Source organism: Roseomonas sp. GC11 (assembly GCF_024437745.1).
In the GTDB taxonomy this organism is placed as follows: Bacteria; Pseudomonadota; Alphaproteobacteria; order Acetobacterales; family Acetobacteraceae; genus Pseudoroseomonas.
This window is the reverse complement of record NZ_JANFNY010000016.1, coordinates 23,632-36,991: the sequence shown is the minus strand read 5'-3', so window position 1 is coordinate 36,991 and position 13,360 is coordinate 23,632. Positions and strand designations below refer to the sequence as shown.

General features: G+C 72.4%; 12 protein-coding genes. 3 read left to right on the top strand and 9 right to left on the bottom strand.

What is annotated here, in order from left to right:
• Positions 1-2: 2 nt before the first annotated feature.
• The 4 genes from NON00_RS07060 to modA are packed head-to-tail and all read right to left on the bottom strand — an operon-like array spanning position 3 to position 2,935.
• Positions 3-356, bottom strand: coding sequence for a winged helix-turn-helix domain-containing protein (locus NON00_RS07060; RefSeq protein WP_256019029.1), 354 nt, complete (start codon positions 354-356; stop codon positions 3-5).
• Positions 349-1,449: a molybdenum ABC transporter ATP-binding protein gene (gene modC / locus NON00_RS07055; protein ID WP_256019028.1), complete on the bottom strand. Its 1,101-nt coding sequence runs from the start codon at positions 1,447-1,449 to the stop codon at positions 349-351. The genes NON00_RS07060 and modC overlap by 8 nt, the downstream gene beginning before the upstream one ends.
• Positions 1,449-2,153, bottom strand: coding sequence for a molybdate ABC transporter permease subunit (gene modB / locus NON00_RS07050; protein ID WP_256019027.1), 705 nt, complete (start codon positions 2,151-2,153; stop codon positions 1,449-1,451). Before modB ends, modC begins: the two co-directional genes overlap by 1 nt.
• Positions 2,153-2,935, bottom strand: a complete 783-nt coding sequence (gene modA, locus NON00_RS07045; protein WP_256019026.1) for a molybdate ABC transporter substrate-binding protein — start codon at positions 2,933-2,935, stop codon at positions 2,153-2,155. The genes modB and modA overlap by 1 nt, the downstream gene beginning before the upstream one ends.
• 196 nt (positions 2,936-3,131) lie before the next feature.
• On the opposite strand from modA, the gene NON00_RS07040 reads away from it, so the two are divergent.
• Together NON00_RS07040 and NON00_RS07035 are read left to right on the top strand one after the other, a co-directional pair.
• Positions 3,132-4,451: an aminotransferase class III-fold pyridoxal phosphate-dependent enzyme gene (locus NON00_RS07040; RefSeq protein ID WP_256019025.1), complete on the top strand. Its 1,320-nt coding sequence runs from the start codon at positions 3,132-3,134 to the stop codon at positions 4,449-4,451.
• Positions 4,452-4,558: 107 nt separating this feature from the next.
• Positions 4,559-6,166: a hypothetical protein gene (locus NON00_RS07035; RefSeq protein WP_256019024.1), complete on the top strand. Its 1,608-nt coding sequence runs from the start codon at positions 4,559-4,561 to the stop codon at positions 6,164-6,166.
• Between the two features lie 55 nt (positions 6,167-6,221).
• Here the strand turns inward: NON00_RS07035 and NON00_RS07030 are convergent, their stop codons facing one another.
• The gene (locus tag NON00_RS07030; RefSeq protein WP_256019021.1) at positions 6,222-7,166 is read right to left on the bottom strand and encodes a hypothetical protein; all 945 of its coding nucleotides are present in this window, start codon (positions 7,164-7,166) and stop codon (positions 6,222-6,224) included.
• Between the two features lie 189 nt (positions 7,167-7,355).
• On the opposite strand from NON00_RS07030, the gene NON00_RS07025 reads away from it, so the two are divergent.
• Entirely contained in the window at positions 7,356-7,988 is a 633-nt protein-coding gene (locus NON00_RS07025; RefSeq protein ID WP_256019018.1) for a GntR family transcriptional regulator, read from the top strand.
• 160 nt (positions 7,989-8,148) lie between these two features.
• On the opposite strand, the gene nikE is transcribed toward NON00_RS07025, so the two are convergent.
• The 4 genes from nikE to NON00_RS07005 are packed head-to-tail and all read right to left on the bottom strand — an operon-like array spanning position 8,149 to position 13,329.
• Positions 8,149-9,831 (bottom strand): ABC transporter ATP-binding protein, encoded by a 1,683-nt coding sequence (nikE, locus tag NON00_RS07020; protein WP_256019015.1) that lies wholly within the window; start codon positions 9,829-9,831, stop codon positions 8,149-8,151.
• Positions 9,828-10,694, bottom strand: coding sequence for an ABC transporter permease (locus NON00_RS07015; protein ID WP_256019012.1), 867 nt, complete (start codon positions 10,692-10,694; stop codon positions 9,828-9,830). The genes nikE and NON00_RS07015 overlap by 4 nt, the downstream gene beginning before the upstream one ends.
• A complete protein-coding gene (locus NON00_RS07010; RefSeq protein ID WP_256019010.1) occupies positions 10,691-11,719 on the bottom strand; it encodes an ABC transporter permease in 1,029 nt (342 codons plus the stop codon). The genes NON00_RS07015 and NON00_RS07010 overlap by 4 nt, the downstream gene beginning before the upstream one ends.
• 5 nt (positions 11,720-11,724) lie before the next feature.
• Entirely contained in the window at positions 11,725-13,329 is a 1,605-nt protein-coding gene (locus NON00_RS07005) for an ABC transporter substrate-binding protein (protein ID WP_256019007.1), read from the bottom strand.
• Between the last annotated feature and the right edge of the window lie 31 nt (positions 13,330-13,360).

The following is a 13,360-nucleotide window of genomic DNA, read 5'->3' as shown; positions in this document are numbered from 1 at the left end:
AATCATTTCAAAAAACTATTCAAATTTTCCAAAGCTTTATAAGCGGCCCGGTTGCTCTCCGCCTCCACCTGCCGGTATTCGCGGATGATGGCTTCCCCGGCGGCGGTCAGCTTTGCGCCGCCCCCCCGCGCCCCCCCGGCCGAGGTCTCCACCACCGGGCAGCCCAGCCCGGCCTTCAACTCCTCGACCAGTTCCCAGGCGCGGCGATAGGACATTTTGAGCGCCCGCCCCGCGCCGGAAATGGAGCCGGTGCGGCCGATTTCCTCCAGCAGCCGCACCTTGCCCGGCCCGATTCGCAAGCCGCCGGCCAGATCGAGCCGGATGCTCAGCCGGCCGGGCGGGGTGGGGTCAGTCATCCGGGGCTTCCTCTCCGTCCGGGCCGCTGAGGGCCACGGCTTTGACCAGCGCCCAGGCCGCCTGTCCAGGGGCCAGGGCAAGCCGGGCCACGGCCTCGCGCGTCACCCGCGCCAGAATCAGGCTGGGGCCGGCGCGCAGGCGCAGCATCGCGGCATGCCCCTCCGCCGCGGCCAGCCCCTCCACCACCACGGGCAGGATGTTGCGCACCGAGAGGCCGCGCGGCGCCTCGGTGGCCAGCACGACATCGCGCGCCCGCAGCCGCAGCCGCAGCGGCCCGCCCTCCGGCACCGTGGCGAGCGGCACCGCCAGTTCGCCACCGGGAAAGGCCAGATGCGTCAGCCCCTGCGCCGTGTCGTGCCGCAGCACCCGGCAGGCCAGCACCACCCCCGCATCCCGCCGCGCGCCGAGCAGGGGCAGGTCGGTGCGCGCCGCCACCTCCTCCACCGGCCCGCTGGCCAGCACCCGCCCGGCCTGCATCAGCACCAGCGTATCGGCCAGCCGGTCCACCTCCGCCATGGCGTGGGTGACATAGAGGATGGGCAGGCGCAGCCGCTGCTTCAGCCGCGCCAGGAAGGGCAGCACCTCCGCCTTGCGCCCCTGGTCCAGCGCCGCCAGGGGCTCGTCCATCAGCAGCAGCCGCGGGCGGGAGAGCAGGGCGCGGCCCAGCGCCACGCGCTGCTTCTCGCCGCCCGAGAGCAGGGCCGGGCGGCGGCCGAGCAGCGTGCCGATGCCGAGAAGCTCCACCACCTCGCTGAAATCCGGCCCTTCCGCCCCGCGCGGGGCGCGGCGCAGGCCGTAGCGCAGATTGGCCTCCACCGAGAGGTGCGGGAAGAGCCGCGCATCCTGGAACACCACGCCGCAGCGGCGGCGCTCGGGCGGCAGCATCACGCCCGCGCGGCTGTCGAACAGCACCGCCCCGCCCAGGGCGATGCGCCCCGCCTCCGGCCGCAGCAGCCCGGCCACGGCGGCGAGCAGCGTGGACTTGCCGCAGCCCGAGGGGCCGAAGAGCACCGTCACCCCCTCCGCCGGGGCGGCGAAGCTGGCCTCCAGCGTGAAGCCTGGGAAGCCGTGGCGCAGCGTGACCTCCAGCATCAGCGCGCCTCCCGCCCCAGCCAGGCCTGCAGGCGGCGGCGGGCGAATTCCGCCGCCAGCAGCCCGGCCACCGCCAGGGCGAAGGAGAGCAGCGCCAGCCGCGCCGCCATGGCCTCGCCGCCCGGCGTCTGGGTGGCGCTGTAGATGGCCAGCGGCAGGGTCTGGGTCTGGCCGGGAATATTGGAGGCGAAGGTGATGACGGCGCCGAACTCGCCCAGCCCGGCGGCGAAGGCGGTGATGGCGCCGGAGAGGATGCCCGGGCTGATCAGCGGCAGGGTGATGGTGAGGAAGCGGTCCACCGGCCCGGCGCCCAGGCTGCGCGCCGCCGCCTCCAGCCCCGGCTCCACCGCGTCCAGGCTGAGCCGGACGGCGCGGACGATCAGCGGGAAGGACATCACCGCCGTGGCCAGCGCCGCGCCGCCGGTGGTGAAGACGAGGCGCAGGCCGAACCACTCCTGCAGCAGCGACCCCACCGGCCCGCGCACGCCGAAGGTGACGAGCAGCAGCCACCCCACCACCACCGGCGGCATCACCAGCGGCAGATGCACCAGCGCATCCAGCAGCCCGCGCCCGGGGAAGCGCCCGCGCGCCAGCAGCCAGGCCACCAGCACCGCCGGCGGCACGCCGAACACCACGGAGCGCAGCGCCACGGAGAGGCTGAGGCGCACCGCCTCCCACTCCTCCGGCGAGAGCCAGGGCGGCATCACTCCGTGCGCAGGCCGAAGCCGAAGCGCGTCCAGGTGGCTTCCGCCGCCGGGCTGGTGATGAAGGCGAGGAAGCCGCGCGCCTCCGCATTCCCCGCCGCGCGGGTGGCCAGGGCGAAGGGATAGGTGACGGGCGGGTGGCTCTCCGCCGGGAAGGTGCCGATGACCTTCACCCCCTTCGAGGCCGCGGCATCGGTGGCGTAGACGATGCCCAGCGGCGCCTCGCCGCGCTCCACCAGCAGCAGGGCGGCGCGCACATTGTCGGCCCGCGCGATGCGGGGGGAGAGCGCCTCCCACTGGCCCATCCAGCCCAGCGCCGCGCGGGCATACTGGCCGACGGGGACATGGGCCGGGTCGCCCGTGGCGATGCGGCCCTGGGGGCCGGCCAGGGCGGCGAGATCCGTCGCGCGGCTGAGGGTGAGGGCGGGCTGCGCCGAATCCGCCGGGGCCACCAGCACGAGGCGGTTGGCCAGCGGGCTGCGCCGCGTCTCCGCCAGGATCAGGCCGCGCTGCTGGACATAGTCCATCCACGGCTCATCGGCGGAGGCGAAGAGGTCGGCCGGCGCGCCCTGCTCCATCTGCCGCGCCAGGGCGGAGGAGGCGGCGAAGGAGAAGCGCGGCAGCGGGTGGCCCTGCGCCCGCCAGGCTTCGCCCAGGGCTTTCATGGCATCGGTCAGGCTGGCGGCGGCGAAGACCACGGGGCCTTCCGCGCCCTGCGCCCGCGCCGGCGGAGAGAGGGTCACCGCCAGGGCGGCGGCGAGGAGAAGGGCACGGCGGCGCATGGTGGTGGTTCCTGGCGTTATTCCTGGTTGGATATATCGAATGGTGGAAAGCCGGGCAAGGCGGGAGGGCGCCGCCCTCCCGCACCCTCCCGCCGGGGAGGCAGGGCCTCCCCGGACCCCGCCATCAGGGGCGACGGCTTGACAGGGAGAACAAGCGGTCGGCCTCATGAGCCCCTTCCGCGCGCGAGGCCGAGGCATGACCGTGATCCGCAATTCCCCGCCCATCGAGGAAGGGCTGTGGATGCCCTTCACCGCCATGCGGAGCTTCCACGACGCGCCCATGCTCTTCGAGCGCGCCGAGGGCATGCACTACTTCACCCCGGACGGGCGCCGCGTGCTCGACATGATGGGCGGGCTGTGGTGCGTGAATGCCGGCCACGGCCATCCGCGCATCGTCGCCGCCATCCGCGAGGCGGCGGGGCATCTGGATTACGTCTCCTCCTTCCGCATGGGGCATCCGCCGGCCTTCGCCTTCGCGCGGCGGCTGCTGGATGCCGTGCCCTTCATGGCCCGCGCCTTCTTCTCCAATTCGGGGTCGGAGGCGGTGGACACCGCGCTGAAGATCGCCCGCGCCTATCACCGCGCGCGCGGCGAGGCCGGGCGCACCAAATTCATCGGGCGGCACAAATCCTACCACGGAGTCGGCTTCGGCGGGCTGTCGGTGGGCGGTATCGCCAGGCACAAGCGCGACTTCGGGCCGCTGCTGGCCGATGTCTTCCACATGCCCCTGCCGCACGACCCGGCGCAGCGCTTCCTGCCCGGCCGGCCGGAGGCGGATGCGCGCTGGCTCGCCGGGCTGGAGGACATCCTGGCGGTGCAGGACCCCTCCACCGTGGCGGCCGTGATCGTCGAGCCCGTCACCGGCTCGGGCGGCGTCTATCCGCCGCCGCTGGGCTATCTGGAGGCGCTGCGCGAGATCTGCACGCGCCATGGCATCCTGCTGATCTTTGACGAGGTGATCACCGGCTTCGGCCGCCTGGGCGCCTGCACGGCCTCGGAGGCGCTGGGCGTCACGCCGGATATCCTCACCCTCGCCAAGGGGCTGACCAATGGCGCCGTGCCGATGGGCGCCACCCTGGCCAGCCCACAGGTCTTCGAGGCTTTCATGAACCTGCCGGAGGGCGGGCCGGAATTCATGCATGGCTACACCTATTCCGCCCATCCGCTGGCCTGCGCCGCCGGCATGGCGGCGATGGATGCCTATCAGGAGGAGGGGATCTTCGCCGCCGCCGGCCGCATCGCCGCGCCCTTCGCCGAGGCGTTGCTGGCCCTGCGCGGCGCGCCGCATGTGATCGATGCGCGGCATTGCGGCGTGCTGGGCGCGGTGGAACTGGCGCCGCGCCCCGGCGCGCCGGGCGCCCGCGGCGCCGAGGTGGCGGAGCGCTGCTTCGCCGAGGGCGTGCTGATCCGCGCGGCGGGGGATACCATGGTGTTCTCCCCGCCACTGGTCATCAGCGCGGCGCAGATCGAGCAGGCCACCACCACCCTGGCACGCGCCCTGCACGCCGTCGCCTGACGCTCCGGGCGGCCTTGCGGCGGGGGAGTGCTCCCCCGCCGCGTGCTTGCCGGCCTGCCGGGGGGACGGCATTGTCACGGGCCGCTCCAGGGTGACGCACCGCCACGATGTCTTCGCTCTCCTCTCACACCACGCCGCCCGAGGCCCCCGGGGAGGGGCCGGAACAGGCAGCCGCGCGGGCGATGGCCGCCCTGTGCGGGCTGGACCCGCGCCATTTCAGCTATCCCGGCCGGGTGGCGGGGCGGGAATTCGCCACCTCCGCCCTGGCCGCCGCCTGTGACATCGTGGACGCCTTCCTCCCCCCCCGGGCGGAGGCAGGGCCAGAAGAGGCAGGGCCAGAGACAGAGCCCGGGGCCAGCGACGCCGCCTTGCTGGCGCGGCTGCGCCAGGCCTATGCCAACCGCGTCTGGACGCCGCGCTACCGGGCGATGAACGCGGCCTTCCTGGAGGGCGGGCCTCGGGGAACCCTCTTCTCACCCCTCTCCGGGGTGGAAGTGCCGGTCATCGGCAGCGTGCCCGTGCTGCACTATCAGCTCAGCCCCTGCCAGGAGGCGGAGGGGCTGAGCTTCTTCATCGCCATCGGGCCCATGCCTGTGGGCTTCTTCTACCCGGCGCACCGGCTCTTCCTGGTGCTGACGGAATTCCGCCTGCATTTCCCCGGCGTGCTGCGCCACCTGCTCGACGCGCTGCTGACCCGCCCGCTGGCCTGGGCGGAGTGGCTGCGCCGCGCCCGCACGCTCGGGCTGCGCCGGGCCCTCGCGCTCGGCGACAACCGCCCCACCCATTTCGTCCGCCAGGGCCTCGCCTACCTCGATGCCGAGGAAACGGCGCTGCGGGCCTTCGGCGCCGCCGGCGGCCTCTTCGTGATGATCCGCGACTGGTGCGCCATGGACCCCTTCGTGGTCTTCCCCGCCCTGGCGCAGGCCGACCGCCTGACCGTCGCCAGCCAGCGGGTGACCGAGGCCGTGCTCCTCGCCGGCCTCGACGCGCACCGGGTCTATCGCTTCACCATCCACCCGGATGCCGCCTGGCTGCGCCGCCGCCTCGCCGCCCGCCTCGCCTCCCCCGCGGAGGCCTCCTCCGCCGTGCCGGGCCGCCTGCGCGTGATGATCTCCCTCGATGCCGAGCGGCAGAGGGTGGTCAACGCCGTGGAGGCCTTCCGCTTCGTGCTGCGCCGCCTGGGCGAGGCCTGCACCGCGCGGGGCATGGCGCTCGACATCGTCTGGGATGGCTGGACGGTGAATGGCGAGCCCAGCCCGCAGGATCAGGAGGTGATGGCGCGCATCGAGGCCATGGCCGCCGCCATCCTGGAGGGGCTGCCCCTGCCGCCGGGCGAGCGCATCCGCGTCTTCGGCCGCACCGCCCTGGACAAGATCGCCGATCTGCATCGCTGCGACCTCGCCTTCACCACCCAGGGGGCGGGGGCGCTGGTCTGCTCCTGGCTGCTGCGGCGGCCGACCATCGTCTATCACCGCGGCGCGGCGGTGGCCAACCACGCCAATGTGGATGTGGCCAGCATCGTCGCCGTCGATCCCCGCGCCGTCGGTGGCCCGCCGCCCGGGGACCTGCTGGCGCAGAAGCATGACCGCTTCGTCCTGGCGCCCTGGGGCCTGGAAGCGGCGATGCGGCGCGCCCTGGCCGGCCGGCTGGAATGGCCGCCCGACCCGCTGGGCGAGGGCGAGCCGCCGCCGGGGCTGGAGGCCGGCGGCGCCTGAGCCAGCGCTCGGCCATGGGCGCCCGCCCCTGAGAGTCCGCTCCTGGGAGTCCGGTTCAGGGGGAGGCGGGGCCATCCAGCCGGGCCAGCAGGCGGCGCGCCTCCTCGGCCACGGCGCCACGTCCCTTGCTGACGGCCAGCGCCGCCTCCGCCAGCTCCCGCGCCTCGGCCGCGCGGTCCAGCAGCACGGCCTGCCGGGCGAAGTCCAGCCAGCCCTCCGACTGCCGCGCCGGCGGGGCCTTCGCCGCGCCGCGCCGCATCAGCGCCAGCCCGCGCTCATAGCGCGCCGGCAGGTTGCGCCGCGCCAGCAGCAGTTCCCGCGCCGGATTGGCCCGCCGCGCATGGCGGGCGACGCGTTGCACCAGCTCGTCATCCCGCGCGCGGGCGGCCTCCATCAGCATGGCCAGCAGCGTGGTGCTGGTGAAGGCGCGCACCGTGCCATGGCCGAGGAAGGGCATGCGCACCCGCCGTGTCGGCGCGATATGCTGGGCCACCTGCGCCGCGTGCCAGTCATCCGCCGGCCGGTGCGGGTCGTAGAGCAGGTAGAGCCGCGCCGCTTCCGGGAAATCCACCAGCTCCATGCCCTCATGCCGGTCAGGGCGGTGATACTTGCCATGCAGGTTGGGGATGCCGGGGCCGAGCCGGGCGGGGTCGATGGTCCATTGCGGCGCGCAGGCCACCACGCTGTCCAGGCCGAGCGCCCGGGCGTGGCGGATGGCGCCATGCGCGCCCATCGAGAAGCCATAGCCGATGCGGCAGGCATGCGCCGCCAGCACCGCCCGGCAGGATTCCAGCGCCGGGCGCAGGCTGGCCTCGGGGTACCAGTGCGGCGCCTTGGCCATGAAGCAGAGCAGGGGCACATCCAGCTTCTGCAGCGGCTCGCCCGCCCAGAGGGTGCGGCCATCCGCCAGCATGGCCAGCGGGCCGAAGGTCACCACGAGATAGCGGGCCTTGCCGGGCTGGTAGAAAACCTGGAGGTCCTCATTCTCGTGCAGCATCATTCCCGTGTCGTCTCGATCTGCCGGCTGGCGTTTCCGCCGCGCGGGGCGGCAAGGGCGGCATTCTAGCCGCCCCGGGCGGGGGCGAACACCCGTCCCGCACCGCCCGGCCTGGAGCGCGCCGCGCGCCGGTGGCATGCTGCCCCCCCACCCCGCCGGAGCCGCGCCATTTCCACCCCCCCGTCCCTGTCCTTGCAGGAGCAGGCCTACCGCGCCATCCGCTCGCGCATCATCCGCTGCCTGTATCGCCCGGGCGGGCGGCTGATCGAGGCCGAGGTGGCGGCGCAGCTCGGCCTGGGCCGCACGCCCGTGCGCCAGGCCTTCGACCGGCTTCGGCTGGAGCAGCTCGTCACCATCCATCCGCGCCACGGTGTCGAGGTGCGCGGGCTGGACACGGCGGAACTGCTGGATGTGGTGGAAGCGCGGCTGATCAATGAGGGCCATGCCGCGCGCCTCGCCGCCGCGCGCGCCACCCCGGCCGATCTCGCGGCGCTGGAGGATATCCTGCTGCGCAGCACCGCCGCGACAGGGCCGGAGCACACCGAGACGCTGATGCTGCTGGAACAGGAATTCCATGGCCGGCTGGCGGAGATGGCGGGAAACCCCGTGCTGGCCGGCATCCTGCGCAACCTGCAGGACCGCAGCATCCGCTTCTGGTTCATCGCGGCGGGGCAGCAGTCGCACCGCCGCGCCGTGGTGGCGCAGCATGCCGATATCGTCGGCGCCATCGCCGCCGGGGATGGCGAGGCGGCGGAAGCCATGATGCGCCACCATATCGAGGATTTCCGCCACAGCCTGCTGCGCCAGCCTGGCCCGCGGCGCTGAGCGACGCCTTGAGGGGGCTTTGCCCCCTCACCCCCCTTTCTTTCCCTTGGGCAGGGGACAGGGTCCCCTGCACCCGCCATCAGAAAGGGTTTCCAAAGGCCTCAGGCCTTTGGTGGCTGCGCGGCACTGCCGCGCAGGTTTGAGAGGGGAAAAGCCCCTCTCAAGAGCAGGCCACAGCCGCCTGCGGTGCGGCCGAAGGGTCGAAATGCGGGATGGCGGCGACGAGTTCCGCCGTATAGGCCTCGGCCGGGGCGTGCAGCAGGCGCGTGCTCTCCCCCTGCTCGACGATGCGGCCCTGGCGCAGCACGATGACGCGCTCGCACAGCATGCGCACCACATTGAGGTCGTGGCTGACGAAGAGATAGCCGAGGCCACGCTCCCGCCGCAGCCGGTCCAGCAGTTGCAGCACCACCGCCTGGACGGAGACATCCAGCGCCGCCGTCGGCTCGTCCAGCACCAGCAGGCGCGGTTCGATGGCCAGGGCACGGGCGATGCCGACGCGCGCCCGCTGCCCGCCCGAAAGCTGGTGCGGGAAGCGGTCCAGCAGCGCGCGCGGCAGGCCGACATCCTCGGCGCAGTCTTCGACTTTCCTTTGCAGCGCGGCGCCATCGCGCAGCCCGTCCAGCGTGCGCAGCGGGTCGGCGATGCTGTCGAAGGCGGTGAAGCGCGGGTTCAGGCTTTCCCCCGCATCCTGGAAGACGATCTGCACGCCGCGCCGCTGCGGCGCGCGGTGGAAGTCGCGTGCCGGAATGCCGCCGATATCGCCGCCCTCGAAGAGGATGCGTCCGCCGCTCGGGTCCAGCAGCCGGGTGACGAGGCGGGAGACGGTGCTCTTGCCCGAGCCGGATTCCCCCACCAGCCCGAGGCTCTCGCCCGGTTGCAGGGTGAAGGAGACATCATCCACCGCCACGGTGCCGTCCGGGTAGCGCTTGGCGAGGTTCTGCACCTCCAGCAGCAGCGGCGTGCCAGGAGGCGAAGTGCCGGGCGCGGGGGCTTTGCGCGGCGCGGCGGCGGGGCGGGGTGGCGCCTCGGGTGTCAGGCTGGCGATGGTGGAATCGCGGCGCGGGCAGGCGGCCACCAGCCGCGCCGTATAGGCATGGCGCGGCGTGCCGAAGAGCGCGGCCGGCGGCGCGCTCTCGACGATGCGGCCCTGCTCCATCACCGCCACCTGGTCGCAATACTGCGCGGCGAGGCCGAGATCATGCGTCACCAGCAGCATCGCCATGCCGCGCTCACGCGTCAGCGTGGCGAGCAGGTCCATCACCGCCTTCTGCGTGGTGACATCGAGGCCCGTGGTCGGCTCATCCGCCAGGATCAGGCGCGGCGCGCAAGCCATGGCCATGGCGATGACGATGCGCTGGCACATGCCGCCGGAGAGTTCATGCGGGAAGGCCTGCGCGCGCCGCGCCGCGTCGCGGATGCGCACGGCCTCCAGCAATTCCACCGCCTGCTTGCGTGCCTCGGCGCCGGTGAGCGGGCGGTGGGCGCGCAGCACCTCGGCGATCTGCTCACCGACGCGGCGGATCGGGTTCAGCGCGGCGCGCGGATTCTGGAAGACCATGGAGATCTCGGCGCCGCGCAGGCCGCGCAGTTCGCGCGGGCCGGCGCGGGTGATGTCGCGCCCGTCGAAGCGGATGCGCCCGCCGGTGACGCGCCCGGCGCGGTCCAGCAGCCCCATCACCGCCAGCGAGGTGACGGATTTGCCCGAGCCGCTTTCGCCCACCAGCCCGAGCACGCCGCCCGCCGGCAGGGCGAGGGAGACGCCGCGCAGCGCCTCCACCGTGCCGCGCCGGGTGGAGAAGGAGACGCGCAGATCCTCGACCGAGAGCAGGGGCGTGGTCATGTCCGCATCCTCGGGTCCAGGATATCGCGCAGCCCGTCGCCGAGCAGATTGAAGCAGAGCACGGCGAGCATGAGGGCGAGGCCGGGGAAGGCCACCAGCCACCATTGCCCGGCGGTGATGAAGCGGGCGCCCTCGGCCACCATGATGCCCCATTCCGGCGTCGGCGCCGTGATGCCGAGGCCGAGGAAGGAAAGCCCCGCCGCGTTCAGGATGGCCCAGCCGAGATTGAGCGAGATCTGCACGGCGATGTTGGGCAGGATATTGGGCAGCAGGAAGCCCAGCACCACCCCGGCGCGGCCATGGCCGGCGGCGCGCGCCGCCTCCACCCACCCCGCCTGCCGCCGCACCGCGACTTCCGTGCGGGCGAAGCGGATATAGAAGGGCAGGTTGATGATGGCCGTGGCGTAGACGATGTTCTCCACCCGGTTGCCCAGCGCCGCCACCATGGCCATGGCGAGGACGAAGAGCGGAAAGGCCATCAGCACATCGACGCCGCGGCCCACCGCGCGGTCCAGCCAGCCGCCCTGATAGCCGCAGAAGGCGCCGACCACCGCGCCCACCACGAAGGACAGCCCGACGGCGGAGGCGGCGATGGCGAGATCAAGCCGCGCGCCCATCAGCAGGCGGCTGAGAATGTCGCGCCCCAGCTGGTCCGTGCCGAACCAGTGCGCGGCGGAGGGCGGCTGCATCGCCATGCGCACATTGCTGGCGATGGGGTCATAGGGCACGAGCCAGGGGGCGAGCAGCGCCAGCAGCACCAGCAGCGCCGTGCCGAGCATGGCCAGCGCCGTCACCGGATTGCCGCGCAGCACCCAGCCGGCATGGCGCAGCAGGGGCGGCAGGCCCGAGGTGGCGGCGCTCATCCGGCGGCCCTCGGGTCGGCGAGGCCGTAGAGCAGGTCGATCACCAGATTCACCAGGACGAAGATGCTGGCCATCAGCAGCACGAAGCCCTGCACCGGCGCGTAGTCCGAGGCCTGCAGCGCATCGAGCGCGTAGGAGGCGACGCCGGGCCAGGAGAAGACCTTCTCCACGAGCACATTGGCGCCGAGCATGGTGGAAAAAACGATGCCGGTGATGGTGATGACCGGCAGCAGCGCGTTGCGCAGCGCATGCACGAGGATGACGCGCCAGCCCGGCAGCCCCATGGCCCGCGCCGTGCGGATGAAATCGCCGCCCAGCACGGCCAGCATGGAGGCGCGCGTCATCCGCGCCAGCGGCGCCAGGACGAAGAGCGCCATGGTGCAGGACGGCAGGATCAGCTGTGCCGCGGCGGCGCGCCAGCCCTCGCCATCGCCCACCAGCGCGAAATCCACCAGCAGGAAGCCGGTGATTTCCGGCGGCGAGGCGGCGAAGACATCGATCCGCCCCGTCGGGTCCGGCGCCCAGCCGAGCAGGTAGTAGAAGACATAGACCAGCAGCAGGCCGGAGACGAAGGTGGGCATGCAGACGCCCATGGTGCAGAGGAAGCGCACCAGGTGGTCCACCGCCGAGCCCGGCCGCAGCGCCGCCAGGATGCCGAGCGGCAGCGCCGCCAGCAGCGCCAGCAGCAGCGCGGTGAGGGTGAGTTCCAGCGAGGCCGGCAGGCGCTGTGCGATATCCACCACCACCGGCTGCCCGGTGGTGAGCGAGCGGCCGAGATCGCCGCGCGCGATATCGCGCAGATAGGTGAGAAGCTGCACGGGAAGGGGCTTGTCGAGCCCCATCTGCACGCGCAGGGCGTCGATCTGCTCCTGCCCCGCGCTGGGGCCGCCGGCGAAATACACCGCCGGGTCGCCGGGCAGGACGCGCATCACCAGGAAGGTGAGCACGACCACGCCCAGCACCGCCGGGACCGAACTCAGCAGCCGCCCGCCGACGCGCAGGGCGGCGCGCCGCAGAACCTGCATGCCGCTCAGGCCCGCTTCAGATCGCGGAAATCGACCTGCCGGTAGAACTGGTAGGTGAAGCCCTCGATCGCCTTGTTCATTACCGCATCCATGTTGGGCTGCCAGAGCAGCAGCAGCGGCAGCTGGTCCGCCAGGATGGAAATCATCTCCTTGCACTGTGCCTCATAGGCCGCCGTGTCGCGCTCGAAGCGCGCGGCGTTGGACAGCTCAGTGATGCGCGCATTCTCCCAGTTCGCGAAGTTCCAGCGCTGGTCGCGCGTGAAGTAGAGGTAGAAGAAGTAATAGGTGGCCGGCAGCCAGGCCGTGCCGGAGTCGGTGTAGAAGGCCAGCTTCTTCTCCGCCTGCAGCGTGTTGAGCTGGGCGTCCGGCAGCTTCTGGATCTCGACGCGGATGCCCACCTTGGCCAGCGCCTCCTGCACCAGCGCGGCCAGCGGCTCGGAGGTGGCGGCGGTGCTGGTGCCGAAGGAGAAGGTGGTGGCGAAGCCATCCGCCAGCCCGGCCTCGGTCAGCAGCGCGCGGGCGCGGGCGAGGTCCTGCCTCATCGGCAGGGCCTGCGGGAAATCCGCATTCGGCGGCACTTTCCAGTCGGCGCCGAACAGCACGCGGCCACGGCTGAAGAGCGAGGCCTTGAACATGTCCTCATAAGGCAGCGCGGCGGCGATGGCCTGCCGCACCTTCGGATTGTCGAAGGGGGCCTGCCGCGTGTTGAAGGAAATATGCGTGAAGCCGTTGCTCTGCGGGATGGAGGCCACCTTCACCTGCGCCCGCTGCGTCAGCGCGGCGATATCGCCCGCCTGGAGATCGATGGCGAGGTCCGCATCGCCCTTCTCGATCAGGTTGGCGCGCGTCGCCGCCTCCGGCACGCTCTGCGAGATGACCCGGCGGAAGAAGGGCAGGGGGCCACCCTTCCAGGCCTCGTTGCGCGCCAGCACCACCTGCACGCCGGGGCGGAAGCTTTCCACCTTATAGGCGCCGCCGGCGGCGGTGTTGGCCTGCATCCATTTCTGCGCCCAGGGGTCATCCGGCGTCGCATTCTGCTTCGCCAGCCTGCTGTTGATCATGATGGCATACGGCACGGCGAGGTTGGAGAGCGCCAGCCGGTCCGGCTTGTCCAGCACCACCTGCACCGTATGCGCATCGACGATGCGGAACTGCTCTGTGCTGGTCAGGGAGCCCGTCTGGAACTGCGACACCGCCAGCGACTTCGAACTGACATGGCGGTCGAGCGACCACTTCACATCCTCCGCCGTCACCGGCGTGCCGTCATGCCACAGCGCGTCGCGCCGCAGATGCAGGGTGATGACGAGGCCATCGGCGCTGATCTCGTAGCGCTCCGCCAGCTCGCCGCGGATCTCGGTGTGGTCGAAGACCCAGTTGCCACCGACCATCTTGCGGCCGAAGCCAACAAGGCGGTCATAGACATTCATGCTGATGCCGAAGGACTCGCGCGTCGAGCCCGGCATGGTCGGGTCCAGTGTGTTCACCGCGCCGCCGGTCACCTGGCGGAGCGTCTCGGCGCGGCTCTGGGCGGCGGCCTCGCCGGGCAGCAGGGCCGGCGCGGCGGCCAGCGCGGCAAGGCCCATCAGGCCCTGGCGGCGGGTGATTTCCATGCGTCGCACTCCTTCGTCATGCGCCCGGGGC